Origin of the sequence: Microbacterium sp. CCNWLW134 (genome assembly GCF_037083565.1) — a bacterium.
Taxonomy (GTDB): Bacteria; Actinomycetota; Actinomycetes; order Actinomycetales; family Microbacteriaceae; genus Microbacterium.
In genome coordinates, this window is the sequence record NZ_JBAOJU010000002.1 from 455363 (window position 1) to 480798 (window position 25436).

General features: G+C 67.4%; 21 protein-coding genes and 1 tRNA gene. 10 read left to right on the forward strand and 12 right to left on the reverse strand.

The features are described 5' to 3' along the window. Positions 1 to 572 precede the first annotated feature (572 nt). Entirely contained in the window at positions 573 to 980 is a 408-nt protein-coding gene (locus V6S02_RS12755) for a dehydrogenase (RefSeq protein WP_336401143.1), read from the forward strand. A 21-nt stretch (positions 981 to 1001) separates the two neighbouring features. Here V6S02_RS12755 and radA read toward each other — a convergent pair whose 3' ends face one another. After that, entirely contained in the window at positions 1002 to 2363 is a 1362-nt protein-coding gene (gene radA / locus V6S02_RS12760) for a DNA repair protein RadA (protein ID WP_336401144.1), read from the reverse strand. Between the two features lie 97 nt (positions 2364 to 2460). Beyond that, the gene (locus V6S02_RS12765; protein WP_336401145.1) at positions 2461 to 4005 is read right to left on the reverse strand and encodes an amino acid permease; all 1545 of its coding nucleotides are present in this window, start codon (positions 4003 to 4005) and stop codon (positions 2461 to 2463) included. Positions 4006 to 4204: 199 nt separating this feature from the next. Here V6S02_RS12765 and V6S02_RS12770 point away from each other — a divergent pair, with 199 nt between their 5' ends. From V6S02_RS12770 to V6S02_RS12790, 5 genes are read left to right on the forward strand one after another with little or no spacing between them, the layout of a single operon-like run. Then, positions 4205 to 5560, forward strand: coding sequence for a glutamine synthetase family protein (locus V6S02_RS12770; RefSeq protein WP_336401146.1), 1356 nt, complete (start codon positions 4205 to 4207; stop codon positions 5558 to 5560). Further along, positions 5541 to 6341, forward strand: a complete 801-nt coding sequence (locus V6S02_RS12775) for a gamma-glutamyl-gamma-aminobutyrate hydrolase family protein (RefSeq protein WP_336401147.1) — start codon at positions 5541 to 5543, stop codon at positions 6339 to 6341. The genes V6S02_RS12770 and V6S02_RS12775 overlap by 20 nt, the downstream gene beginning before the upstream one ends. Then, positions 6338 to 7696: an aldehyde dehydrogenase family protein gene (locus V6S02_RS12780; RefSeq protein WP_336401148.1), complete on the forward strand. Its 1359-nt coding sequence runs from the start codon at positions 6338 to 6340 to the stop codon at positions 7694 to 7696. Before V6S02_RS12775 ends, V6S02_RS12780 begins: the two co-directional genes overlap by 4 nt. A gap of 27 nt (positions 7697 to 7723) precedes the next feature. Then, positions 7724 to 8497, forward strand: coding sequence for a 3-oxoacyl-ACP reductase (locus V6S02_RS12785; RefSeq protein ID WP_336401149.1), 774 nt, complete (start codon positions 7724 to 7726; stop codon positions 8495 to 8497). Positions 8498 to 8506: 9 nt separating this feature from the next. Continuing rightward, on the forward strand, positions 8507 to 9223 hold the full coding sequence (locus V6S02_RS12790; RefSeq protein WP_336401150.1) for a FadR/GntR family transcriptional regulator: 717 nt from the start codon (positions 8507 to 8509) through the stop codon (positions 9221 to 9223). A 12-nt stretch (positions 9224 to 9235) separates the two neighbouring features. Here the strand turns inward: V6S02_RS12790 and V6S02_RS12795 are convergent, their stop codons facing one another. Next, positions 9236 to 10186 (reverse strand): L-lactate dehydrogenase, encoded by a 951-nt coding sequence (locus V6S02_RS12795; RefSeq protein ID WP_124292228.1) that lies wholly within the window; start codon positions 10184 to 10186, stop codon positions 9236 to 9238. 139 nt (positions 10187 to 10325) lie between these two features. Here V6S02_RS12795 and V6S02_RS12800 point away from each other — a divergent pair, with 139 nt between their 5' ends. Both V6S02_RS12800 and V6S02_RS12805 read left to right on the forward strand, forming a co-directional pair. After that, a complete protein-coding gene (locus tag V6S02_RS12800; RefSeq protein WP_336401151.1) occupies positions 10326 to 12008 on the forward strand; it encodes an FAD-dependent oxidoreductase in 1683 nt (560 codons plus the stop codon). A gap of 72 nt (positions 12009 to 12080) precedes the next feature. Next, a tRNA-Ser gene (locus tag V6S02_RS12805) sits at positions 12081 to 12171 on the forward strand. A 615-nt stretch (positions 12172 to 12786) separates the two neighbouring features. Here the strand turns inward: V6S02_RS12805 and V6S02_RS12810 are convergent. Continuing rightward, on the reverse strand, positions 12787 to 13845 hold the full coding sequence (locus V6S02_RS12810) for an aldo/keto reductase (protein WP_336401152.1): 1059 nt from the start codon (positions 13843 to 13845) through the stop codon (positions 12787 to 12789). Positions 13846 to 13960: 115 nt separating this feature from the next. On the opposite strand from V6S02_RS12810, the gene V6S02_RS12815 reads away from it, so the two are divergent. Further along, positions 13961 to 14851, forward strand: coding sequence for a helix-turn-helix transcriptional regulator (locus tag V6S02_RS12815; protein WP_336401153.1), 891 nt, complete (start codon positions 13961 to 13963; stop codon positions 14849 to 14851). A gap of 116 nt (positions 14852 to 14967) precedes the next feature. On the opposite strand, the gene V6S02_RS12820 is transcribed toward V6S02_RS12815, so the two are convergent. From V6S02_RS12820 to V6S02_RS12840, 5 genes are read right to left on the reverse strand one after another with little or no spacing between them, the layout of a single operon-like run. Further along, complete coding sequence (locus V6S02_RS12820; RefSeq protein ID WP_336401154.1) at positions 14968 to 15855, reverse strand: nucleoside hydrolase; 888 nt, start codon at positions 15853 to 15855, stop codon at positions 14968 to 14970. A 17-nt stretch (positions 15856 to 15872) separates the two neighbouring features. Then, a complete protein-coding gene (locus V6S02_RS12825; RefSeq protein ID WP_336401663.1) occupies positions 15873 to 16727 on the reverse strand; it encodes a carbohydrate ABC transporter permease in 855 nt (284 codons plus the stop codon). A gap of 2 nt (positions 16728 to 16729) precedes the next feature. After that, entirely contained in the window at positions 16730 to 17665 is a 936-nt protein-coding gene (locus tag V6S02_RS12830) for a carbohydrate ABC transporter permease (protein ID WP_336401155.1), read from the reverse strand. Then, the gene (locus V6S02_RS12835) at positions 17650 to 18930 is read right to left on the reverse strand and encodes a sugar ABC transporter substrate-binding protein (protein WP_336401156.1); all 1281 of its coding nucleotides are present in this window, start codon (positions 18928 to 18930) and stop codon (positions 17650 to 17652) included. The genes V6S02_RS12830 and V6S02_RS12835 overlap by 16 nt, the downstream gene beginning before the upstream one ends. 43 nt (positions 18931 to 18973) lie before the next feature. Next, a complete protein-coding gene (locus V6S02_RS12840; RefSeq protein ID WP_336401157.1) occupies positions 18974 to 19882 on the reverse strand; it encodes a PfkB family carbohydrate kinase in 909 nt (302 codons plus the stop codon). A gap of 93 nt (positions 19883 to 19975) precedes the next feature. Between V6S02_RS12840 and V6S02_RS12845 the strand changes: the two genes are divergently transcribed. Next, a complete protein-coding gene (locus V6S02_RS12845; RefSeq protein WP_336401158.1) occupies positions 19976 to 21052 on the forward strand; it encodes a LacI family DNA-binding transcriptional regulator in 1077 nt (358 codons plus the stop codon). 62 nt (positions 21053 to 21114) lie between these two features. Here the strand turns inward: V6S02_RS12845 and V6S02_RS12850 are convergent, their stop codons facing one another. From V6S02_RS12850 to V6S02_RS12860, 3 genes are all read right to left on the reverse strand, one after another. Next, positions 21115 to 22179 (reverse strand): hypothetical protein, encoded by a 1065-nt coding sequence (locus V6S02_RS12850; RefSeq protein ID WP_336401159.1) that lies wholly within the window; start codon positions 22177 to 22179, stop codon positions 21115 to 21117. Between the two features lie 468 nt (positions 22180 to 22647). Beyond that, positions 22648 to 23970, reverse strand: coding sequence for an LLM class flavin-dependent oxidoreductase (locus V6S02_RS12855; RefSeq protein WP_124292241.1), 1323 nt, complete (start codon positions 23968 to 23970; stop codon positions 22648 to 22650). Continuing rightward, a complete protein-coding gene (locus V6S02_RS12860; RefSeq protein ID WP_336401160.1) occupies positions 23967 to 25289 on the reverse strand; it encodes an O-acetylhomoserine aminocarboxypropyltransferase/cysteine synthase family protein in 1323 nt (440 codons plus the stop codon). Before V6S02_RS12860 ends, V6S02_RS12855 begins: the two co-directional genes overlap by 4 nt. Positions 25290 to 25436 lie beyond the last annotated feature (147 nt).

A 25436-nucleotide genomic window follows, 5' to 3' on the forward strand; every position in this document is an offset into this window, starting at 1 on the left:
AGTGGGCTGGTCCTGGACTCAGGAGCACGTACGGTGTCCCCAGCACCGGGTCGGTGTCCCCCAAGTAGCCGACCCATCCGAATCCCCAATCGGTCATCGTGCTTCAGACGGGATTGCGGTCCCCTCGCATCGATGCAGTCGATGCGAGGGGACTCACATGCTGTGAACGATCAGTCGGCCCCCATGCCCCCTTGGCTCCCAGCTTCCCCAGTTGGATCGAGCGGCTTGTGATAGCCCCAGCCCCGCTCGATCGCCGTGATCACACTAACCGTCGTCCAGCGGCCTTGTCCACCGTTTGGGGGACAAGATTTTCTCCTTTTCCGCGGGCCCGGAAAACTGCGCGTCTTCTGTCCTGGCATCACCGGCGTGTCCCCCATTTGGGGGACAGCGGAAAGTCGATGCAGCGACGTATCCTGAGGATGTCCATCAGGTGAGCTGTCGTCGTTGTCCCCAGCAGCGAGTTCGTCCCCAGCGAGCGTCCAGACGTGCCCCGGTGGGCATGGCCCTTCCGCCGATCCTCTCCTCGCAGAGGGTCCCCGGGAGGGCCATTGACGTTCCCGTAGGCTGGAGGGATGGCGGGGAAGAAGCGCGCTCGGCGAGCGCCCGATCTCGAATTCCGCAACACCGCGCTCAGCGATGCTCTCCAGACGCAGGACATGGCCGCTGTGGCATTCGCTCTGCGGCACGGACCCACCGTCGTCCCGCTGCTGCGCGCCGGGGCCCGTGATGACCCGCGTGATGCCGGCGAGGTGTGGACCTACCGCGACCCCGAATCGGGTGATCTCGCCCTCCTGCTGTTCAGCGACGCCTCCCACAAGCCCGAGAGCCTGCCGCCCACGGTGGCCCTGCAGTCGCCGGCGTGGCTGCGCGCCTTCCTCGGCCGCCATCGCGAGGCGGTGAAGACGGTGTTCTTCGACATCGCCGGCCCCCACCCGATGCAGGCATCGCCCGACGATCTCATCGCCGCGCTCGACGCCTGACGCCGGCGCGCGGCGCTCGCCTTAGAACTCGGGGACGTCGCGCAGGCGCCCCGACGCGTGGGGCACCAGGTCACGGAGCGCTGCGGCGAGATGACCGGATGACGCGTCGACGACCGTCGCGTAGCCGAGCCGGCCGGCCTCGGTGCGCCGCTGCGCGGCCTGCGTGACGGGGCGCACCTCGCCGGCGAGGGTGAGTTCGCCGATGGCGGCGACTCCACGGGCAAGTGCGCGGTCGCGCATCGAGTTCACCACCGCGACCGCGATGGCCAGGTCTGCGGCTGGTTCGAGCAGGCGTACTCCGCCGACGGTGGAGACGTAGACGTCGCACGCCGAGACCTTCAGGTTCAGGCGCTTCTCGATGACCGCGAGGATCATCGCCACCCGGGCGCCGTCCACGCCGCTGACGACCCGGCGTGCGTTCGGCGACGCCGTGGGGATCGTCAGCGCCTGAATCTCGACCGGCATCGCGCGCCGGCCCTCGAGCGCGATGGTGACGCACGTGCCGGGGACCGGCTCACCGTGGCCGAGGAACAGGGCGCTGGGATCGGGCACCTCGGCGATCCCCTCGCCGGTCATGTCGAAGCATCCGACCTCGTCGGTCGGGCCGAACCGGTTCTTCAGTGCCCGCACGAACCGGAGCGAGGTCTGCCGGTCGCCCTCGAACTGGCAGACGACGTCGACGAGGTGCTCGAGGATGCGCGGGCCGGCGATCGTGCCGTCTTTCGTGACGTGCCCGACGAGGATCGTCGGCAAAGCGCGCTCCTTGGCGACGCGGATGAGGGTCGAGGCGACCTCGCGGACCTGGCTCGGATGCCCGGCCGCGCCATCGGACATCGCCGACGACACCGTCTGCACAGAATCGACGATCAGCAGATCGGGAGCGACCTCGTCGATGTGACCGAGGATGGTGGCGAGATCGGTCTCGCTCGCGAGGTACAGCTCGTCGTGGAGGGCGCCGGTCCGCTCGGCGCGCAGCCGCACTTGGGCGAGGGACTCCTCGGCGCTGGCATACAGCACCCGCTGCCCGCTGCGCGCCGTGTGCACGGCGACCTCGAGCAGCAGCGTCGACTTGCCGACTCCCGGCTCACCGGACAGAAGAATGGCGGCACCCGGGACGAGACCCCCGCCGAGCACCCGGTCGAACTCGCCGACCCCCGTCGTCCGCCGTGGGGCGTCTCGCGTATCGACCGCGGTGATCGGTCGCGCGGCGCGCTGCGCGCCCGGCGACACCGGTGCGATCTGCGTGGTGATGCCGGTCTGCTCCGCAGCCTCGACGACGGTGCCCCACTGCTGGCACTCGCCGCAGCGCCCGACCCAGCGGGCTGTCGTCCACCCGCACTCCGTGCACCGGTACGGGGCGGTGGTGGCGGTGCGACGGGGCATGCTGCGACCTTAGCCGCGGCCCCCGACATCCGATCCGCTCTCCGTCGGCGAGGCGCTGCAACCCCCCAGTCGCAGCACCTCGCCCCGGTGAGAAAGGTCAGGCGTCTTTGCCGAAGACCTGAGACTCCATGGCGTCGTATCCCTCTGCCTGAGGGTCGCCGTGGCGGCCCCCGGACAAAGCGTATTCCTCCTCGGGCGAAAGCACGAGACGGTGACGGAAGAACAGGCCGAATCCGAGCAAGATGACGACGTACACGACCACGATCGCGATGATCGCGGGGAGGAACGTCGGGTTCAGGAGGAATCCGACGAAGACGATCGCCGCGATCACCGCCGCCAGGATCGCACCCGGCACACCCCACGGGCTCTTGTAGGGCCGGCTGACGTTCGGGAACTTCCGCCGCAGCAGCACGAACGACACCATCTGCAGGAAGTAGGCCAGCACCGCGCCCCACACCGCGATGTTCAGCACGATCGCGCCGGCGACCGCGCCGGCACCCTCGTTCACCGCGGCGAGGGTGTCGAGGATCGCCAGCGCCACGAAGCCGATCGCCGCCCCGACGGTCAGCGCCACCCAGGGGGTCTTCCGCGTGCCGGTCAGGGAGAGGAAGCGCGGGTAGTAGCCGGCGCGGGAGAGGGAGTACATGTTGCGGCCGTAGGCGAACATGATCCCCTGGAGCGAGGCGAGCAGGCCGACGAGGGCGAGGAGGGCGAGCACCGCCGCCGCCTCGTCGCCCACGATGGCGCGGAACCCGTCGAGCAGCGGTTCGCCGGCGACCCCCGTCGCCTCGGCGCCGATCACACCGGTGTTGAGGAAGAGCACGAGAAGTCCCGTGACGATGAGGGTGCCGCGGGCCCAGAAGCCGGCCTTCGGGATGTCGCGCACGGGGTTGTGCGATTCCTCCGCCGCCAGCGGCAGCTCCTCGATGCCGAGGAAGAACCACATCGCGAAGGGGAGGGCGAACAGGATCGGCAGCACGCCGTGCGGCAGGAATGCGGTCTGACCCGGGTCGGGGGTGATGTCCCAGAGGTTCGCCCACTGGAACGCGCCGGAGAAGACGGCCATCAGCGAGAAGACCACGATGATGCCGATCGAGATGATCGATACGACGATCGCGAAGCGGAACGAGATCGCCGCCCCTGCCGAGTTCAAGGCGATGAACACCACGTAGAGCACCAGCCACCACACCCACGGAGGGAGCGAGAGGCCGAGCAGTTCGCTCGTGATCGCATTGGCGTAGGACGCCGAGAAGTAGACGATCACCGCGGTGGTGGCCACGTACTCGATCGTCTCCGCCGCGCCGGTGACGAGCCCTCCCCAGGGGCCCATCGCCGAACGCGCGAACGAGTACGCGCCACCGGTGTGCGGCATCGCCGCTGCCATCTCACCGATCGAGAAGATCAGCCCGTAGTACATGAGGACCAGCACGGCGAAGGCGATCAGCATGCCGCCGAAGCCGGCGAAGTCGATGCCGAAGTTCCAGCCCGAGAAGTCTCCCGAGATCACGGCGGCGACGGCGAGGCCCCACAGGCCCCAGATTCCCGCGGCGCGTTTCAACCCGCGCTTTTCGAAGTACTCCTGGCCCGCTCGCGTATAGGTTGCTCCCGCGACCTTCTGGGGCTCGCTCTTCGACTGTGACATCGGTCCTCCGTGCGCTCGGGTGCGGCGAGGGTGTGCGCCTTGCGGATGATTGTGGACCCAATGGTGGGCTGTGTCTACCTTTATCTCGACCGGCCCGGTTACAGTGGTCGCGACCGGACCCCACCGGACGGCGGCCCATCGGTCGAAAGGCACCGCCGCCTGACGGTGGGGGAGTGCTGCGCCACAGTGAGGAGCAAGGATGCCGGGAAACATGACTCCGCCCGAGTTGGCGGCGGCCATTGCGGCCGGTGAGATCGACACGGTCATCGTCGGTTTCGCCGATGCCCAGGGGCGCCTGGTCGGCAAGCGGGTGTCGGCGCGCCTGTTCCAGGAGGAGGTGCTGCACCATGGCGCCGAAGCGTGCAACTACCTCCTCTCGGTCGACGTCGACATGAACACCGTCGACGGCTACACGATGGCCAGCTGGGAGACCGGCTACGGCGACATGATGCTGCTGCCCGATGTCGAGACCCTGCGCCGCATCCCCTGGCAGCCGGGCACCGCGCTGGTCATGGCCGACCTCGGGTGGGAGGGCGGCGAGCCTGTCGCGCAGTCGCCCCGAGCCATTCTGCAGGCGCAGCGCGCCCGCCTCGCCGAGCGCGGGCTCGTCGGCTACAGCGGCACGGAGCTGGAGTTCATGGTCTTCGACGAGAGCTACCGCTCCGCGTGGGCCAAGGGGTATCGCGACCTCACGCCCTCTACCGACTACAACGTCGACTACGACATCCTCGCCTCGACCCGACTGGAGCCGCTGCTGCGCGACATCCGGCTCGGAATGGACGGGGCGGGCATGTACTGCGAGGGCGTGAAGGGCGAATGCAACCTCGGGCAGCAGGAGATCGCGTTCCGCTTCGCCGAGGTGCTCGAGACCGCCGACCAGCACACCATCTACAAGACGGGTGCGAAGCAGATCGCCGACCAGCACGGCAAGGCGATCACCTTCATGGCGAAGTTCAACGAGCGCGAGGGCAACAGCTGCCACATCCACCTTTCGGTGCGCTCGGAGGCGGGGGAACCGGTGATGTCCGGCGACGGCCCTCACGGGTTCAGTCCGCTGATGCAGTCGTGGATCGCCGGGATCCTCGCGACGCTCCGCGAGTTCACCCTGCTCTACGCCCCGACCATCAACTCGTACAAGCGCTTCGCCAAGGGCAGCTTCGCGCCGACCGGCATCGCGTGGGGGGTGGACAACCGCACCTGCGCGCTTCGCGTGGTCGGGCACGGCTCGTCGCTGCGCGTGGAGAACCGGGTGCCCGGCGGCGACGTGAACCCCTATATGGCGATCTCTGCGATCATCGCCGGCGGCCTCCACGGGCTCGAGCACGAGCTGCCCCTTCCCGACCCGCTGCGCGGCAACGCCTACGCCGCCGGCGTCGACCATCTGCCGACGACCCTCCGCGAGGCGGCGCGGCTCTTCGACGAGTCCGCGATCGCGCGGGCGGCGTTCGGCGACGAGGTCGTCGAGCACTACCTCAATCAGGCGCGCATCGAGGTCGAGGCCTACGACGCCGCCGTGACCGACTGGGAGCGGGTGCGTGGTTTCGAGCGGCTCTGACGACTCCGGCGGCGGCGCGAGGACGAGGCGGCCCGTCATCGGCCTCACCACCTACCTCGAGCAGGCCGCCCAGGGGGTGTGGGATGTGCGCGCCGCCTTCCTCCCCGAGGTGTACTTCGACGCCGTGACCGCCTCCGGCGGGATCGCGGTGCTCCTTCCCCCGCAGTCGGCGCCCGACGACGCCGCGCCCGCGGTCCTCGACGGACTCGACGGGCTGATCCTCACCGGCGGGGTCGACGTGCAGCCCGAGCTGTACGGCGCGCCGCGGCATCCGCTCACCGACCCGGCCCGCGCCGACCGCGACGCCTGGGAGCTGGCGCTGTTCGGGGGGGCGGAACAGAGGCGGATGCCGGTGCTGGCGATCTGTCGCGGGATGCAGGTGGTCAACGTCGCGCGCGGCGGCAGCCTGCATCAGCACCTCCCCGACGTGCTCGGCACCGAGAAGTACCGCCTCGGCAACGGAGTCTTCGCGACCAACCCGGCCGAGGTCGAGGCCGGCTCGCGGCTCGCGGAGCTCGTCGGGGCCGGCACGCAGGAGGTGCACAGCTACCACCACCAGGGCATCGACCGCCTCGGCGACGGGCTCGCCGTCACCGCCCGCACCGATGACGGGCTCGTCTACGCCGTCGAGGGCACCGGCGACGGATACCTGCTCGGCGTGCAGTGGCATCCCGAACAGAACCTCGATGACCGCCGGCTCTTCGCCGGACTCGTGCGCGAGGCAGCCGACTACCGCGCGCGCTCGCGCGCTTCGCACCCCGAGCAGGAGGTGTCGGCATGAGCGACACGATCACCCTCGTCAACCCCGCCACCGGACGGGCGTTCCGCGAGATCCCGCGCGCCGGTCTCGCTGAGGTCGACGCCGCCATCGCGTCCGCCGTCACCGCACAGCGGGCCTGGGCAGCGCTCGCCCCCGGTGCCCGAGCCGACGCCCTCCGCGCCTTCGCGCGCGTGGTCGAGGCCCACGTCGACGAGCTCGCCGCTCTCGAGGTCGAGAACTCCGGCCACCCGATCGGGTCGGCGAGGTGGGAGGCCTCGCACGTCGCGCAGGTGCTGAACTACTACGCCGCCTCGCCCGAGCGCCTGATCGGCCAGCAGATCCCCGTCGCCGGGGGACTGGATGTCACCTTCCACGAGCCCTACGGCGTGGTGGGGATCATCGTGCCGTGGAACTTCCCGATGACGATCGCCTCATGGGGGTTCGCGCCCGCGCTCGCCGCCGGCAACGCGGTGGTGCTGAAGCCGGCCGAGCTGACGCCGCTGACCGCGATCCGCCTGGGCGAGCTCGCTCTCGACGCCGGCCTTCCCGACGGGCTCTTCCAGGTCGTCACCGGATCGGGCTCCGTCGTCGGACAGCGGTTCGTCAGCCACCCCGACGTCCGCAAGGTCGTCTTCACGGGATCCACCGAGGTGGGGACGGATGTCGCGGCGGGCTGTGCCCGCATGCTGAAGCCGGTGACTCTCGAGCTCGGCGGCAAGTCGGCCAACATCGTCTTCGCCGACGCCGACCTCGAGCGCGCCGCCGCGAGTGCGCCCGGATCGGTGTTCGACAACGCCGGGCAGGACTGCTGCGCCCGCAGCCGCCTCCTCGTCGAACGCTCGGTCTACGACCGGTTCCTCGAGCTTCTCGAGCCTGCTGTCCAGGCGTGGCGGGTCGGCGACCCCGCATCGCCCGACACCGACATGGGCCCCCTCATCTCCGCCGCGCACCGTGACACGGTCGCCGGGTTTCTCGACGGCGCCGACGTCGCCTTCCGCGGGGCGGCGCCGGGTGGCGAGGGGTTCTGGTTCGCGCCCACGGTGGTGCTCGCCTCCCCCGGCGACCGGATCGCGCAGGAGGAGGTCTTCGGACCCGTCGTCGCGGTGCTGCCGTTCGACGACGAGGCCGACGCGATCCGTCTTGCCAACGACACGATCTACGGCCTCGCCGGGTCGCTGTGGACCGAGAACCTCGGCCGCGCCGTCCGCGTCGCCCGGGGGGTGAAGAGCGGCGTGCTGTCGGTGAACTCGCACTCCTCGGTGCGGTACGCCACCCCGTTCGGCGGGATGAAGGCCTCCGGCCTCGGGCGCGAGCTCGGGCCCGACGCCGCCGAGCACTTCACCGAGACCAAGAACGTCTTCTTCGCCACCGACTGACCCGCACGACCCGAACAGGAAACACCCATGGACCTCACTCAACGCCTCGCCGACCGGGTCGCCATCGTCACCGGTGGTGCGAGCGGCATCGGCCTCGCCACCGCCCGCCGCTTCGCCGCCGAAGGCGCCCGCGTCGTGATCGCCGACGTCGACCCCGCGTCGGGCGAGCGGGCGGCCGCCGAGGTGGGCGGGCTCTTCCGTCCGGTCGACGTCGCCGACGAGGCATCCGTCAATCAGCTCTTCGACTCGGTCGCGGGCGATCTCGGGCGCCTCGACATCGCCTTCAACAACGCCGGCATCTCGCCCGCCGACGACGACTCGATCGAGACGACGGAGCTCCCCGCGTGGGACCGGGTGCAGGACGTCAACCTCAAGAGCGTGTATCTGTGCTCGCGCGCGGCGCTGCGCCACATGGTGCCGGCGGGGCGCGGATCGATCATCAACACCGCGTCGTTCGTGGCGCTGCTGGGATCGGCGACCTCGCAGATCTCGTACACGGCCTCGAAGGGCGGGGTGCTCGCGATGACGCGCGAGCTCGGAGTGCAGTTCGCACGGCAGGGCATCCGCGTGAACGCCCTCTGCCCGGGGCCGGTGAACACCCCGCTCCTGCGCGAGCTCTTCGCAAAAGACCCCGAGCGTGCACAGCGTCGCCTCATCCACGTGCCGATGGGCCGGTTCGCCGAGCCCGAGGAGATGGCCGCGGCGGTGGCCTTCCTCGCCTCCGACGACGCCTCGTTCATCACCGCCACCGCGTTCGTCGTCGACGGCGGCATCACCAACGCGTATGTCACCCCCCTGTAGGTGAGTGCCGTGTCCGTCGAGGTGCCCCTCCCCGCCGTGCGGCGCGCGGTCTACCGGCCGGTGCGCGGGGGGAACGCCCTCGAAGACACGATCGCCCGCCTCATCCAGACCGTGCGGCTCGGCGTCGTCGCGCCGGGGGACTCGCTGCCGCCCGAGCGCGAGCTCGCCGGGCTCTACGGGGTCAGCCGCGACACCGTGCGCGAGGCGATCCGCGAGCTCGCCGACACCGGGTACCTCGTGCGGCGGCGGGGCCGGTACGGCGGCACCTTCGTCGCCGACCCGCTTCCGCAGCCGGCGTCGGTCGCGGTGAGCGCGACCGAGCTCGAAGACGTGCTGGGCCTTCGACGGGTACTCGAGGCGGGGGCCGCGCGCGCCGCGGCGGGGCGCACCCTCGATTCCGACGCCCGGGCGGAGCTCTGGGCGCGGCATGAAGAGGCGGCCGTCGTCGGGATCGCCGACTACCGGCGGCTGGACACCCTGCTGCACCTGACGATCGCCGAGCTCGCCGCGGTCCCTTCGCTGGTCGCCCTCATCGCCGAGAACCGGGCGCAGGTCAACGTCTGGCTCGACGCGTTTCCGCTCCTTCCCCGCAACATCGAGCACTCCAACGCCCAGCACGAGGCGATCGTCACCGCGATCCTGGCCGGGCGAGCGGATGCCGCCGAGGCGGCCGTCCTCGAACACCTCGCCGGGTCGGAGGCGCTCCTTCGCGGGTTCCTCGGCTGAGCGCTCTGCGTTCTACGGAAGTGCGCGCGCGACGTCGTGGATCGCTGCGGCCGAGCGGTGGAACAGCTCCAGTTCGTGGTCGGAGAAGGTCGTCTCACGCACCGGTGTCGCGCCGGACGCGCTGACGATCGAGGGGACAGAGAGGGCGACCCCGTCGACCCCGTGGAAGTCGCGCAGCACCGTCGAGACCGGCATCACCGCGTGCTCGTCGCCGAGGACCGCCTCGATGATGCGGGCACTGGAGAGGCCGATGGCGTAGTTCGTCGCGCCCTTCCCCTGGATGACCTTGTACGCGGCATCCCGCACGTCCACCGCGATCTCGTCGAGCTCGGTCTGCGTCATCGGCGGATGACCTGCGGCCTGCCACTCGCGGATCGGCACGGTGCCGATCGTCGCGCGCGACCACAGCGGGAACTCGGTGTCGCCGTGCTCGCCGACGATGTAGGCATGCACGCTCGAGGTCGACACCCCCGCGCGCTGCGCGAGCTTCCACCGCAGCCGCGAGGTGTCGAGCACCGTGCCCGAGGCGAAGATGCGCTCGGGTGGAAGCCCGGTCTCCTGCTGCGCGCGGACGGTCAGCACGTCGCAGGGGTTCGTGACGATGACGTAGATGGCGTTCGGGGCGACCTCGAGGAGGTCGGGGAGCATGCGCTGGAGGATGCCGGCGTTCACGCCCGCGAGGTCGATGCGCGTCTGGCCGGGGTCCTGCTTGGCGCCGGCGGTGATGACGATGACGTGCGACCCCTCGGCGACCGAGATGTCGCTGCCGCCCGTGATGTCGCTCCGCCCGGTGAACTGCGTGCCGTGGGCGAGGTCGAGTACTTCGGCGTCGACCTTCGCGGTGGCGATGTCGTAGAGGGCGACGTGGCGGGCCGACCCGCGGATCAGCGCCGCGTACGCCGTGCTCGCACCCACGCTTCCGGCGCCGACGATGGTGACCTTGGAGTTCTCGATGACCGCCATGCGCTCAGTCTCCCAGCGCGGTTTGCCGCGAGCCATTGCAATCTCTCGGTGCCGAGCGACCCGCGCTCGAGCGGCGTGACGCACACGCCATGGCCCCCCGCGCTCCCCGGCGATACACTGCCCGCGAGAGCGAGGGACGATGGCTGATCCGACGACGCAGCCGCCCGTCATCCTGGTCGCCGAAGACCGAGAGGATGCCGCGGCACCGGCCGTGCCCGATGTGCTCCGCCGTCGCTACGGGTCGGACTACGTGATCGTCGACGCAGGGCGTGAACCGCATGCCGCGCTCGCTGCCGCCGCCGCCGAAGGACGCACCGTCGCCCTCGTCCTGGCCGACGGCGATCTGCCGGGGGAGGACGGCGAGACCGTCTTCGCCCGCGCGCGGCACCTCTTTCCGGACGCCCGGCGGGGACTGCTGCTCGACTGGGGGGCGTGGGCCGACCCCGCCACGGCGCAGCGGGTGCTCGAGGCGATGTCGAGCCTTCAGATCGACTACTACGTCGTGCGCCCGCACGCCACGGCCGACGAGGACTTCCACCGGACGGTGACCGACCTCCTGCGGGAGTGGCGCGGGGCGGTGGGACACCGCGTCGGGTACACGGTGATCGGGGAGGACCACGCCCCCCGCACCCATGTGCTGGAGCAGCTGCTCGCCCGCACCGGGGTCTCGGTCGCCCGCTGGCATCCCGGATCCGCGGACGCCGAGCGCCTCCTCGCCGGCGCGGGGATGACCTACACCGGGGTGCCTGTCGTCCGCACGCCGGACGGAGGCGTGATCGTCGACCCGGATGACGCCGACCTTGCCGCCTCCCGCGGGCTCGGCACCGACCTCCCCGACGGGCCGGTCGACGTCGCGATCATCGGAGCGGGGCCGGCCGGGCTCGCGGCCGCGGTCTACGCCGCGTCGGAGGGCCTGTCGACCCTCGTCGTCGAGCGCGAGTCGCTCGGGGGGCAGGCGGGCGGCAGCTCGCTCATCCGGAACTACCTCGGCTTCCCCCGGGGTGTCAGCGGCGGCGAACTCGCCGAGCGCGCGTATCAGCAGGCCTGGGTGTTCGGCGCGCAGTTCTGCCTCGCGCGCCGCGTGACCGGGCTGGATGTCGCAGAAGGCTTCACGCTCCGTGTGGGAGACGTGGCCGTTCGGGCGGGAGCGGTCGTCCTCGCCACGGGGGTGTCCTACCGGCGTCTGAGGGTGCCCGCGCTCGACCGCTTCGTGGGGGCGTCGGTGTTCTACGGTGCGTCCTCGGTGGAGGCGAAGGCGCAACGGGGGCGCGCCGTGTACGTGGTGGGGGGCGGCAACTCGGCGGGACAGGCGGCGCTTCATCTGGCACGGTACGCGGCATCCGTGTCGCTCCTCGTGCGCGGAACCTCTCTCGCCGCGAGCATGTCGTCGTACCTCATCGCCCAGCTCACCGCGCTCGGGGTCGAGATCGTGACCGAGAGCCGAGTGGTCGACGCTTTCGCCGACGCGGCCGGGGAGCGGCTCACCGAGATCGAGATCGAGCAAGTGGCGACCGGTGAACGACGTCGCGTCGCCTGCGAGGGGCTCTTCATCACGATCGGGGCCCGCCCTCGCACCGAGTGGCTGCCGCCCGAGGTGCTGCGCGACCGGTGGGGCTACGTCTTCACCGGCGCGTCCGAGGCGGACGAGGATGCGCCTGAACCGTGGGCGGGTCGCGGCGTGCCGGGGCCGCTGGAGACATCCGTGCCCGGACTCTTCGCCGTCGGGGACACCCGCCGGAGTTCGGTCAAGCGCGTGGCGTCGGCCGTGGGCGAGGGCTCGGTGGTCATCTCGTCGGTGCACCGGCACCTGGCGCGGCGGTGACGCGGCGCGGCGGCCGGGTGTGCGGTGGGACACGATTCGCGGCGCTCCCAGGCGTGTCGTACACTGGTCGGCGGTGACGTGTCCGAGCGGCCGAAGGTGCAACTCTCGAAAAGTTGTGTAGGGTAACCCCCTACCGTGGGTTCAAATCCCACCGTCACCGCCATAAATCCTTGATCAGAGGTTATTTTTGATTTCTGTTCAATGAGATTGAGCAAAAGCGTCGCGAGTGATGCGCGGCGCTTTTTGCATCTGGCCGGGCATTTTATTACCAAGTTCATGCTCAGTCCGTGAGAAAGAAGCGGTTTGCTCGATTCTTGCTCGCAGAGGCGCGAGGACCTGGGCTCGAGTGAAGAAAAGTCCCGGTTGAGCCGAATTTGAGCGTGAACCTACGGTGGGATTCTGCCCCACCGGCCGGACTGCCAGCGAGGGAATCCCAGGACGAGCTCGGGGTGGGCCATGATCCGCACGTTCAGGGGCGGATGCATCGCACAGCCTTCGCGGCCTGGGGGCCGGTCGACCGGGCACTCCCGTTCGAGCCGCACGAGCGTCAGTTGCTCTGATGGCGCCGTGTTGTCGTTACCGTCGACTGCCTCGAACATGATCTTGGGCGGACGATGATCTGGTCGATGCCAGCATTTCGTAGCGAGTCCTCGCCACGCATCGTTGCCTCGATGACTGCTGGGGGAGCTATGAGCGCGCTAACCAGGAGGAACGTCCCCACCCGGCTTGAGACCGATGATCGGACGATTTTTCAGACTTATCCTGCTGGGTCGATCCGTCATTCGGCGAGGAGTTGGTGATCGGGGCCTGTTCTTTGCTTGTCGATGCGGTGGTCGAGGTTGTGGAACCAGCCGCTTCTGCCGTCACGAAGGAACTGGACTGGGAAGCCGAGCGGGATGGAACTCGCCTGCTGGAGTGTTGCGAGCTCCGTCTCTGAGAGCTTCAGTTCCAGGGCGCCAAAGTTGTCTCGCGCGTGTGCGACTGTACGCGCGCCGATGATGGGGATGTGTTCGGGGGCTTGGTGGAGTATCCACGCGAGTGCGATTTGAGGCGGGGTGGCGCTGTGTTGCTCGGCGATGGTCCGCACCACGTCGGCGATGTCGGCGGTTCGTTGGTCGCGGTATTGGGCGAAGTGGGCGACGGCGTCGGCACGTTCGATGTGCGGGCGGTTGGTGGTGTCGCGATGGGTGAGTGCGCCTCCTGCGAGGGGTGACCAGTCGAGGACGCTGAGCCCCAGGTGTCGGGCCATGGGGATCAGTTCCCGTTCCGCTTCTCTCTGGGCGAGGCTGTATTCGACCTGAATCGCGGCGAGTCGAAAGGCGCCGCGGGCTTCCGCGATCGCGTCTATTCGGGCGACGAGCCAGGCGGGGTGATCCGACAGTCCGACGTGGAGGACTTTCCCGGAGGACACCGCGCGTTCGAGGGCGGTCAGGGTGGCGTCGATGGGTGTGACGCCGTCCCACACGTGGACCCATAGCAGGTCGATGTAGTCGGTAGCGAGGCGCTTGAGGCTTGCATCGATCGACGTGTGAAGGTTTTTGAGGTGGCTTCCGCTTGAGTTCAGGTCTTCTGCGGAGGTGGCGATGCCGTACTTGGTGCTGACCACGAAACGATCTCGACGCCCAGTCAGGAGGCGGCCGAGAAGGGTCTCGCTTTCGCCAGCTGTGTAGATGTCTGCGGTGTCGATGAAGTTGCCGCCGACTTCGTCGTAGAGGTCGAAGATCGCGCGGCTTTCCTTTTCGTCGGCACCCCAACCCCAGGCGGATCCGAACGTCATCGTCCCCAGCGCGAGTCGTGAAACCCGTATGCCGGTGGAGCCGAGAAGAGTCATGTCCATGACCTCAGAGTGCCCTGGGTTCTCATTGGACCCCAGGCTCTGGGCGACCTGAGACAGAGGAGCCTGGGTCTGCCATTCCTACCTTCGCAACGGGAAGCGGCGTCACACTTGGACTGTGCCCGCGAATGAGGAGACTCCTGAGGTGCGTCAGCCCTCCTTGGGTGGTTATCTTCGATCGCGTCGTTCGGCCGTGGCGCCGGAGCAGGTGGGCTTTCCCCGGGAAAAGTCGCGGAGGGTCACGGGACTGCGGCGGGAAGAAGTCGCAGTTCTCGCGGGGGTGAGTGCGGATTACTACACCCGTCTCGAACAAGACCGGGCTGTCGCGCCGTCGATGCAGGTTCTTCACGCGATTGCGAAGGCCTTGCAGCTGAGTGGTGTAGAGCGCGAGCATCTGTTCGCTCTGGCGACGACAGGCGTCCACCATGCGATGGCGGCCACGCCGTGGCTCCGCGACTCAACGGTGGAGGGGGAGGTGCGGCCGAGCATGTTGCGCGTTCTGGACGCGCTGGATCCTGCGTCGCCGGCGTTCGTCATCGGTGCGAGGACGCGGCTTCTGGCCTACAACGCGCTTGGTGCCGCGTTGCACGGTGATCCCTTAACGCGCCATGTCCGGAATGAGATGGTGTGGCTCTTGTTCAAAGACCGCGAAACGCGCGCCCTGTACCCGGACTGGGCCGATGTGGCCCGCGACACCGTCGGCTCCCTCCGGCGCGACGCCGCCCGCCACCCAGACGATCCGGTGCTGACCGAACTGGTGAACGAACTAGCTGAAAGCAGTGCGGATTTCAGACGGTGGTGGAGCGAACAGCACGTCGCACGAAAGGGCCCGGGGCTGAAGCGATTCGCCCACCCGGTGGTGGGTGATTTGACCCTCCACTACGAAACCCTCAGCGTCGACGACGATGCACAACGATTGATCGTCTACACCGCGCCGGCAGGCTCACCCGCCGAGGAAACCCTGCAACTCCTCGGCACATGGTGGGCCACAGTGCGTCGCCCTCTGTAAACGCCCAAGTCCGCCGAGGTCCCGGCCCGGGTGAGAAGGCTGCGCGCGAAGCCCTCGTTCGGACATGAGCTTCCTCTGTCCCACGATCGGTTCCCTCGTCTCAGCGGATGGCGGAATCAGGTGATGGCGGCCGCGTTGTCGGCGGGTGCGCCGGCTTGCTGGATGCGTTCGACGATGAGTTCTGCGACGGCCCGCCGGTCGAGGTCGACCAGGCGGGTCACGGAGCCGGTGTGATCGGGCGTGAACCAGGTTCTGCCGTCGTCGGATACTTCGAGTCGCCCAAGTTCCGTGGTGAAGAGGCGCGGTTCGAGCAGATAGGCGGCGAGGATCGGGTCGTGCGGGTTGTTCCATTCGTGGCCGTGGAAGGTCCACCACTGGGCGATTTCGTCGCGGAGGGCTCCGCCGAGAGGGCCGGCGTTGGAGATGCGGTCGACGTGGTGGTGGTCGAGGGCGATCTGGGTGGTGAGGTCGAGCCCTCCGATGACGAGGGGGAGTTCTGACGCTGCAACCCGCTGCGCGGCGGTGATGTCGGAGAGGATGTTGTGCTCTGGGACTCGCTCTGTTGAGAAGTCGCCACCCATGATGACGATTCGGTCGAGTTGAGCGGCCTCCCGAGGGTAACGGTCGAGCAGCGCGGCGATGTTCGCGAGTGGTCCGACGGCGAGGATGGTGCGCGCACCGTCCTGGATGTGCTGAGCGATCGCGTCGACGCCTGGGGTGGTGTCGATGTTCTCGTGGTCGAGGTTGGTGTGGAGTGCTCCCTCATGGCCGGGCCACCAGACCGGCTTCTTGCTTCGTGTCTCCGCAAGGCCTGCTGCCACGGGGATGCTTTTGGCCGTCCCGCTGATGCTGATCAGTCGGGATGCGAGTTGGGCGCGGAGTCGGGTGTCGCCGTAGACGGTGGTGATGAGGTCGATGGTGATCTCGTCTGAGCCGAGGAGCACGGCGAGGGCGAGGGCGTCGTCGACGTCGGTACCGATGTCGGTGTCGAAGATGAGGTGCATGTCCTGCTTTCTGTCGTCTAGTTCTTGGATCCGGTGGCGGCGAGGGATGCGGTGAAGTGCCGCTGGAAGATGAGGAGAAGGATGAGGGGGATAAGGGTGAGGAGCATCGCTCCGGCGAAGATGGCGCCAAAGTCGATGTTGAATTGGCCAGCGAGGTTCGCCAGGGCGATGGGCCCGAGGACTTTGTCGGGTTCTGTTCCGATGAGAAGCGGCCAGAGGTAGGCGCTCCATTGGAAGAGGAACAGGGTGAAGCCGGCCCCGATGAGCGCGGGCTTGGAGAGGGGGAGGTAGATGCGCCAGAAGATGCCCCACCAGGTCAGTCCGTCAACGCGTGCCGCTTCTGCGAGTTCTGCGGGGATGTTGAGGAAGAACTGCCGGAGGACGAAGATGGCGAATCCGTTGGCCAGTCCGGGGAGGATGAGGCCGGCGTAGGTGTTGTCTAGGTTCCAGTCGCGGAAGAGATTCGCCAGGGGCACAGCGATCGCGTCGAAGGGGATCAGGAAGCTCAGAACAACGATGGCGAAGATGAGGGTTGCGCCTCGGAACTTGAGCAGGCTGAGCGCGAAGGCGGACATCGCGCAGATGAGAAGCCCCACGATGACGGTGACCGCTGTGACGAAGAGCGAGTTCGCGACGCTGAGGCCAAATCCCCCGCCGAGCAGGGTGGCGTAATTGTCAAGGGTGAAGACACGAGGGATGAGGATGTCGGGGCTGAGCGGGTAGAGGCTGGTGAAGATGTCGGTGCTGGTGCGGAAGCTGCTTGAGAGCATCCACAGCAGGGGGAGGCCGAACGCGATTCCGGCGATCACGCCGAGAACGGCCACGACGACACGGCGGGGTTTAGTAGTACCGATGCGGTGGGGGAGTTCCATGGTCACTGCTTCTCCTTGCTGAGGAGGCGGAACTGGATCGCGGTGACGATGACCAGGAAGACCAGCAGGATGACGACTTCGGTTTGCCCGATGTTGGGGTCACCGAGCACGAAGGTGTTGTTGTACAGGTCGTACATGATGAGGCGGGTGCTGTTGGCGGGCCCCCCGCCGGTGAGGATGAGGACGGGCACGAAGGCGAGGACGCTGGCGACGGTGTTGGCGACCACGACAAACGCGAGCGGTCGTCGGAGGTTGGGCAGGGTGATGGACCACAGGCACCGCCACCAGCCGGCGCCGTCGATCGCGGCGGCCTCATAAAGCTCGTGGGGGATGTCTTGCAGCCCAGCGATAAGGAACAGCGTCCAGTAGCCGATTCCGATCCAGGACATCAGGATGATGATCGCGATGAGCGCTTGATCGGGCGACGTGAGGAACGGCTGCGGTGGAATGCCGACGCTCTCTAGGACGGCATTGATGGGTCCCTGCGGCTGGTAGGCGATGCCCCAGATGACGGTGGCGACAGCGGCGGGGGCGGCGACGGGTACGAAGACGAGCGCGCGGATGATACCGACGCCGGGCATCCGTTCCACGAGGAGCAGGGCGAGGAAGAGCGCGATGATGATTTGCCCGGGGACGATGATGAGGAGGAACTTGCCCGTGGTGAGCAGCACCCCGATGAAACCGGGATCGTTGAGGAGCAGGACGTAGTTGTCCAGGCCGACGAACCGGCCGCCCCCGAAGTTCTGCGATCCCCGCTTGAAGCTTTCGATGACGGCTTCCACAGTCGGCACGATCCGAAGGAAGATCAGCAGGAGAAGTGCGGGCGCAAGGAAGAGAGCGGCGGCCCGCCAGTTACCGTTTCGCCGACGGCGGCGCCGGGGAGCGGTGGGCTCCGCTCCCCGGGCGTTCGTCGGGCGCTCGATCAGAGTCGATCCCACAGCGACTGCAGCTCTTCTTGCGCGGCTTCCAGGGTCGCGACGACGTCCTGACCGTTTCGGATGTCGGCGTATGCACGTCCGAGGACGTCCTGCAACTGCGTGAAGCCGGGACTATTCGGACGGTTCACCGCTGCTGTTTCCAGCTCGGACAGGGTCAGCGCTCCCATGCCATCGGTGGCCGGCGGGAACTCCGCGTCGATCTTCTCGATATACGCGTCGAACGAGTCGGTGTTCGTGGGCGGGATGATGACTTCCTGCGCGGAGATGGCGTTGCCCTCAGGGTTCAGCGAGGCGAACTCGATGAACCGCTTGGACGCCTCGAGCGAGTCCGTTGCCGGACTGATCGCGATGTTCCAGGAGCCGGTCGGCATCGCGGGCGTGCCGCCTTCGAACTCAGGGTTGGGTGCGAGCCCGAGATTGATGGGCGTGTCGGCTTCCTTGATCGGGTTCAGCGACCACGGTCCGCCGATGAAGAACGCAGCCGATCCGGCGGCGAAGAGCTGGCTCATCTGGTCGGTCTCGATGCCGCGGGGGGCGAGTCCGTTGGCGAAGAGGTCGCCGTACCAGGTCATTGCCCGCACCCATCCTTCGTTGGTGACGTCCGCCGTGAGGAGATCTTCGCCGGTAGCGCCGGATCCGCCGCCGGCGGACTCTGTAAGGGCCTGCAGCTGGTAGTAGCGATCGGTCTGATCAAACAGCAGACCCCACTCCGCCCCGGCGGCTTGCGCCGCGGTGGCCTGCTCGGTGATCTCTTCCCAGGTCAGACGCTCATCCACAGAGGGGTAGGGGACGCCTGCCGCGTCGAGGAGGTCCTTGTTGTAGTAGAGGTATTGCAGCGACGTCCACATTGGCAACGCCCACAACTTGCCCTCGAACTCGTTGCCCTCGGCTGCCGCAGCAAGCGACGTGCCCTGAACTTGATCCCGGTACTCGGAAAGATCGGTGAGAAGCCCCCGGGTGGCAAGCGAACCGATCGCTCCCGCGTCGGCCAAGTAGACGTCAACGCCGGCATCGCCGTCGCCGACGCGCTGTTGGATGACGTTGTTGTACTGATCGAAGGGGACGTTCTGATAGCTGACGGTGATGTCCGGGTTGGCTTCCTCGAAAGCGTCGATCAGCGGCTGGAAGACCTCTGCCGGGTCCGCGCCGATCATCGTGATCTCGCTCGGCCCGTCGGACGCGTCACCGCTGGGGCTCGCTGAGCAGCCAGCCAACACGAGAACGGTGGCGGCGCCAAGCGCGACGAACGCGGTTGTGGTGCGCATGTGTTTCTCTCCTTTGAGGATTGCTGTGTGAATCGGGTTATTGCTAGTCCGGCATGAGGGAGCCGGATGCGCCGATGTGCTCCGGAACGCGGGTTCCGGTCCATCGGACGGATTGAGCCGCGGCAGCAGTCGCTGTGTCCGCTGCGGCGGGAAGATCACTCCCACGACTGAGTTCTGCCGCGAGCGTGCCCACGAAGAAGTCGCCGGCCCCGGTCGTGTCAACGACGTCGGCAACGAAACGGCCGGGGATAGAACCGTTGTTATCTCTGGCTGCCCAAACGCAACCGTCTCTTCCGAGCGTTACTACGGCGGAAACGCACTCTGTCCCTCGAACGAGGCGCTTTGCAAGGTGTTCTCGCCCGCTTGCTTGATCTCCAAGCATCGCGCGCGCTTCCCCCTCGTTGACGACCAGGGGATCGCACTGGACAAGCACCTCACTGTCCAGCGTTGCGACCGGACCGTTGTTGACGATGAATCGGGCTCCGTATGTCCGAGCATGATGTGCGGCGGCTGACACGGCTGCGGTGCTGACCTCGGTTTGCGCGACCACCACTGCGACAGCAGGAGCGCCGTAAAGGTTCCCGGCCGAGACGAAACGGTTTGCTCCAGCGTTGACGATGATGCGGTTCTCGCCGTGCTCATCCACGATCACGACTGCAGATCCGGTAGCTGTCCCCATCACGCGTCGGATCAGGCGGGTGTCGACTCCAGCCTTGTCAAGCAGTTCGACCTGCTCCAGGCCGTGCTGATCATCCCCCACCGCGCCGACGAGCATGACCTGCCCCGGATCGGGAAGATGGTGCGCAGCAGCCGCAGCTTGATTCGCCGCTTTCCCCCCGGGTGAGCGGTGAGAGCTCAATGCGGCAACGGTCTCCCCGCGCTGGGGGAAACGCTCAACCCGCTCAACGAGGTCGACGTTGATCGCCCCGATGACCAAAATTCGTTGCTGCACGTGAACCTCTCTGTTCTACTCGCGTAGACGACTTCAGTAGAGTAATACTCTGTCTACAGCAGTTGCGCAAGTATCAACGAGAAGTGGAACAAGATGACTCGTCCAACACGCAATGACGTGGCCCGGCGCGCGGGCGTCAGCACTGCTGTTGTTAGCTATGTCCTTAACGACGGCCCGCGGCCCGTTGCTGCGCCGACGCGGGCCCGTGTGCTTCGAGCCATTGAGGATTTGGGTTACAGACCAAACGCGTCCGCCCGCGCGTTGAAGCTCGCGCGAACCGGCGTAATCGGCCTCTTCGTACCCGACATCGCCAACCCGTTCTTCGCGGCTTTCGCGCAGCACGTGCAGGACCAAGCACAGAAGCGCGACCTCGCCGTGATGATCGGCAACACCGGGTTAGATCCGGATCGGGAAGAAACCCAACTCGGATCTATAATCGAGCGACAGGTCGACGGCCTCATCGCATTCGGAATCAAGGGTGCGGCACAGCTCGACCGGCTCATAACCTCAGGCATCCCACTTGTGTCGATGGACTGGCAGCTACAGGACGGATCGGTCCCAACGATCGTCGCGGACGACTACGGAGCAGCCCGGACAGTGATAGAGCACCTCATCGGGCACGGCCACCAGCAGATCGCCTTCATTGGTGGGCCGGAAGATCTCCAGGTATCTGGGGCGCGACGCGACGCCTGGCGAGCGGCGGTCCTCCCCGGCCTGGACGATGCTGCGGCACAGCACCTGGCCGTCTCCACAGAGTTCAGCTTGGAGGGAGGCTACAACGGATACATCACCATCCACGAGCAGCTCGGCCGCCATCCGCAGGCACTCTTCGCCTCCTCGGACGTGCAGGCGATCGGCGCCATCCGCGCAGCCACCGATCTCGGCCTCAGCGTCCCCAGCGACCTTGCCGTGGTCTCTTTTGATGGGACGCAGGTGGGACAGTTCAGCGTCCCCTCACTGACAGCTGTGCGCCTCCCGCTCGAGCTGATGGCAGAACATGCCCTCCAGAAAGTACTGCAGGGTCCCGGGAAGCTTGGGCTCCACTCGACCGTGCCGCACACCCTGGTCGTCGGAGAGTCGTGCGGCTGCGCTCGTCAGCGTCGACAATCTGTGTCCCCCGACTCGACGTCGAAAGCAGTTGACGAGGATAGCTCGCACCTTCCGGACTAACCCCGGCGGACCACTCGACGCGGACCTTGGCCCGCACGCGCGATCCGCCGGGGAGTCACCTGTCACAGCGGGGCGGTTACCCGCGACAGCGCATAAGACCAAAGTGAGTCGGGGTCGAGTGTCGACGTCGTGTAGACGACCGTGATCTCACTCTCGTTCGGCAGAGTCCCGTACTGGGTACGAAGGAATCCTGGGTTGTGTGTCCGCGCCGCGCCAGACAGCGAGCCATCAATCGACCCCTCAACCGTCCATGTCCCGGTGCTGTTCCACATATCGCTGCCTGGGAGACTGAGAATCTGCACAGCTGTGGAGATGTAGTTCGGGCTACTGGTGGGGTAAGGGTGGCGTTCACGAACCATGTAGAACCGGTCTCGCTGGGGCGAATAGACGATGTCAAAATTGTTCAGGTCGTCTGGATTTCCGTTTGCATCAACGAGGCCCGCCGTGGTGATGTCGTGGATGCCTGACAAAACCGGTGCCCCACCGTCTAAGTCGACCATCGCCATCTTCCCCACGTTCGGTCCTCCGTACCCCTCTGTCCACGTCAGCACGGCTGTGCCGCTGGTCGGGTCGATGGTGGTGGCGCTGGGTTGCCCGGCGCCCCAGTCAGACGTCGGTTCGCCCGTTCGAAACGCAACGATCGGGGAGGGGTATCGCACCCACGGACCATCGAGGCTGTTGGAGTAGGCCACGCCGACCTGGTTGTGGCAAGAACACGCCTGGTCATTCCCTAGATAAAACATCGCGTAGGAGTACGACTGCCCGCTGTACGAGGCATTCACCCGAATCACACTTGGATCGCACAAATGGTACGAGTCCCACCCGGCGCTCGATGGCCCCAGGGCAGACGCGCTCGAGGTAACGATGCCTCCCGTGCGCTTCGTGAGAAAGGCGTGATCACGGATGTCACCGCTCGCGCGACTGTGACAGGTGTAATACCGTTCCGTGGTTCCATCGATTGCCGACGCGGCATACGAATAGCCCGGAGACTGGATAGAACTCGCCGCGTACACGAATGTCGGACTCGACCACGTGCCCAGCCCAGAAGCAGCGGTCGGCGCAACCAGCACGGTCGAAACGACAGCGATCGCCATCACCGCCAATACAAGTCGCTTTCGCAGATTCACCCTGATCTCCTTTGATTCGGCGTTGCCCGCGAGTTAATCTACGCGAGTAGATCTGACACTACGCCCAGCAAACCTCGAATCGCAACGACTCGACAACGTCAGGGGTTACGGCCGCGGACGCCCAGTGACATTTCGTTATCACGCGGTTGAGGCCTATCTCACCTCAGGCTCGGCCGATCGCCGAGTCCCGACCGCCAGGTGTGCCTCACGGCGGGTAAACCCGTGAGAAAGATCGTGTCGCGATCGACTGCTTCCGGCACATGTGCGAAAAGTCACCCTCCGCGCAAACACAGGCGAGCGAGCTCTCACACACCCGTGAAATGCCGCGGGGTTTGAGTTCAAATCCCACCGTCACCGCCATAAAATCCCTGATCAAGAGGAGCTCCGCGACTCTGTTCAGAGGAGTCGAAAGAAGGCGTCGCGCCTCGTGCGCGGCGCCTTCTCTCGCTTCTCACCGCCGCTGAGGACTCAGGACGACGACAGGTTCGCGTGCAGCCCGCCGCCTGCGAACTCGGTACGCAGGATGCCGCGGCGCCGCAGAATCGGCACGATCTCGTCGAGCGCGCGGTGCAGCGTGACGGGGTGCAGGTCGCCCGAGAAGATGAGCCCGTCGTTGTCGGCGTCGTCCCCGAGGGCCTGGATGACGTCGGCGAGCTCTTCAGCTGTCCCGACGGTGCCGCTGATGCCGTCGCCGATGCGGCCGAGCCGTGCCTTGCCGGCGAGGATCTCGCGGAACGGCACGTCGGCGAAGGAGTCGAAGCGACCGCGAAGGCCCTTGATGGTTCCCTGCGATACGTGTTCGCCGAAGATCGCCGGGTCCAGGGGTCGGTCGAGATCGAGGGTGGTGAGGTCGGTTTCGAGGTCGCTGGACCATGCCTCGGCGACCGCGAGAAGTGCCGCGTCGTCGGGGTTCGCGGATGCGGCGACGATGCGGTCGGCTTCTTCCGTGGAAGACGCGACGATGGGTTTGAAGACGAACATCGTCTTGATGGCGCCGGGATCGCGGCCGTGTTCGACCGCGTCGGCGCGAACGCGTTCGCGGTAGCCGCGCACGGCCTCGACGTCGAGATTCGACAGGGCGAGCTGGATGTCCGAGTTCTCACCGGCGAATCGGATGCCGCGCGGCGAGCCTCCAGGTGAGGCGATGACCGGTTCGGAGGAGAGTGGCTCGGCGTTCAGCGGACCGTCGAACGACCAGTACTTGCCGCGGTGCTCGACAGCGCGGATCTTCGTACCGTCGGCGTAGATCTGCGTCTCAGGATCGGCGATCAGTGCTCCGTCACCCCAGCTGCGCCAGAGCAGTCGCAGCGCCTCGAGCCACTCCTGCGCGCGGTCGTAGGCCGCATCGTGCGGCAGGCGATCCTGGCCGAAGTGGTGGGCAGACCCGACATCGGTCACCACGTTCAGTCCGAGGCGGCCACCGGACAGGTGCTGCAACGAGGCGAACTGACGGGCGGCGGTGTACGGATGCCAGGCGGCGGGGTTGGCGGTCGGGATGACGCCGAGGTGCTCGGTGGCGGCGAAGAGGTACGGGGCGAGCGTCCACGGATCGTGCTTCGGGCCCCCGTAGGCCTTGCGCACCCGGAGGTCGAGCGTGGCGGGGCTGATACCGACGGAGAGGGCGTCCTCGATGAGCACGAAGTCGAAACCGGCCTGCTCGAGGGTGCGGGCGCCCTCTTGGTAGAGCCCGGGTGTGCGCCAGTCGTAGTTCCACTCGTAGTACGGGCGCCCCCATCCGTGAGGGCCGAAGCCGCGCGAGAGGAACCAGCCGAAGTGCTGCTGCTTGGTCATGCGATCCCCGCGCGCTCGAGGAGATCGGCAGCCTGAACCGCGGCCAGTGCGCGGTCGAGATCCGCGATCAGGTCCTCGACATCCTCCAGGCCGATCGAGACGCGCAGAAGTCCCTGCCCGATGCCCGCGGCGACGCGCTCGTCTTCCGTGCGGTTGACGTGCGTCGTCGAGGCGGGATGCAGCACGAGCGAGCGGACGTCGCCGAGGTGGGTCATCCGGGTGAACAGCCGCACGGAATTCGTGAACGTCTTCGCGGCATCCCTCCCGCCCCGCAGGGTGAAGGCGAACACCGACCCCTGCCCCCGCGGAAGGTACTGCTCCGCCAGTGGCCGGTAGGGGTTGGATGCGAGTCCGCTGTAGTCGACGGACTCGACAGCGGGATGCGCCTCGAGCCACTCGGCGATGCGCTGGGCGGACTCGGAGTGCCGCTGCACGCGCAGCGACAGCGTCTCGATGCCCTGAAGGAGCAGGAACGCGGTGAAGGGCGACGGCGAAGGCCCCTGCCGCAGCGCGACGACCGACCTCGCGTACGCCGAGAACGCGGCGCGGCCGAAGCGATCGGCGACCGTGCGCCCGTCGGGGCCGCGGTTGTCCGAGAGGTGCGGGTAGCGGCCGTCGGTCGCAGTCCAGTCGATCCGGCCCGCGTCGACGATGACCCCTCCGAGGACCGTGCCGTGGCCGGCGAGGAACTTGCTCGCCGAGTGCACCACGATGTCCGCACCATGCTCGATCGGCCGCAGAAGGTAGGGAGTGGCGAGTGTGTTGTCGATGATCAAGGGGATCCCGTGGCGCTGGGCGACGGTGGCGACGGCGCGGATGTCGAGGATGTCGTTCTTGGGGTTCGGAATCGACTCGGCGAACAGCACTCGTGTCTCCGGCCGGATGGCCGCCTCCCACGCCTCCGGGTCGTTCGCGTCACCGACGAAGGATGTCGTGATGCCCAGTCGGGCGAAGTTGTCGCGGAAGAGCTCGCGAGACCCTTCGTAGATGCTGTTCGCCGACACGATGTGGTCGCCCGCGCCGACCAGGGCGAGCACCGCGGTGGAGACCGCGGCTTGGCCGCTCCCGACGAGAAGCGCATCCGCGCCGCCCTCGAGGTCGGCGATGCGCCGCTCGACCGCCGCGCTCGTCGGGTTGCCCGCCCGTGAATAGCTGTAGCCGTCATCGGCCTGGGCGAACCGTTCGTTCGCCTGATCGAAGTCGTCGAACACGAATCCGGCCGTCAGATAGATCGGTGTCGCGCGCGGGCGGTGGGACTGGTCGGGTTCCACGCCGGCGTGGATCTGCCGGGTCGCGAACCCGAGCCCGTCAACGGGCATCGACGTTCGCTCCCTCGTCGGCGGGCGAGTCTTCCTCAGCCTGCGAGTTCAGGACGGCGAGGTGCATCGCGTGCCAAATCTGAAGAGGGGGGATCGAACGCCGGGCAACCATGAAGGGAGAATAGAGCCGCCCTCGGGGCCCCTCCG

Coding starts and splice junctions, on each gene's coding strand:
- V6S02_RS12755 (WP_336401143.1), top strand. CDS start 573: ATGGCGGGGAAGAAGCGCGCTCGGCGAGCGCCCGATCTCGAATTCCGC.
- radA (WP_336401144.1), bottom strand. CDS start 2,363: ATGCCCCGTCGCACCGCCACCACCGCCCCGTACCGGTGCACGGAGTGC.
- V6S02_RS12765 (WP_336401145.1), bottom strand. CDS start 4,005: ATGTCACAGTCGAAGAGCGAGCCCCAGAAGGTCGCGGGAGCAACCTAT.
- V6S02_RS12770 (WP_336401146.1), top strand. CDS start 4,205: ATGCCGGGAAACATGACTCCGCCCGAGTTGGCGGCGGCCATTGCGGCC.
- V6S02_RS12780 (WP_336401148.1), top strand. CDS start 6,338: ATGAGCGACACGATCACCCTCGTCAACCCCGCCACCGGACGGGCGTTC.
- V6S02_RS12785 (WP_336401149.1), top strand. CDS start 7,724: ATGGACCTCACTCAACGCCTCGCCGACCGGGTCGCCATCGTCACCGGT.
- V6S02_RS12795 (WP_124292228.1), bottom strand. CDS start 10,186: ATGGCGGTCATCGAGAACTCCAAGGTCACCATCGTCGGCGCCGGAAGC.
- V6S02_RS12800 (WP_336401151.1), top strand. CDS start 10,326: ATGGCTGATCCGACGACGCAGCCGCCCGTCATCCTGGTCGCCGAAGAC.
- V6S02_RS12810 (WP_336401152.1), bottom strand. CDS start 13,845: ATGGACATGACTCTTCTCGGCTCCACCGGCATACGGGTTTCACGACTC.
- V6S02_RS12820 (WP_336401154.1), bottom strand. CDS start 15,855: ATGCACCTCATCTTCGACACCGACATCGGTACCGACGTCGACGACGCC.
- V6S02_RS12825 (WP_336401663.1), bottom strand. CDS start 16,727: ATGGAACTCCCCCACCGCATCGGTACTACTAAACCCCGCCGTGTCGTC.
- V6S02_RS12835 (WP_336401156.1), bottom strand. CDS start 18,930: ATGCGCACCACAACCGCGTTCGTCGCGCTTGGCGCCGCCACCGTTCTC.
- V6S02_RS12845 (WP_336401158.1), top strand. CDS start 19,976: ATGACTCGTCCAACACGCAATGACGTGGCCCGGCGCGCGGGCGTCAGC.
- V6S02_RS12855 (WP_124292241.1), bottom strand. CDS start 23,970: ATGACCAAGCAGCAGCACTTCGGCTGGTTCCTCTCGCGCGGCTTCGGC.
- V6S02_RS12860 (WP_336401160.1), bottom strand. CDS start 25,289: ATGCCCGTTGACGGGCTCGGGTTCGCGACCCGGCAGATCCACGCCGGC.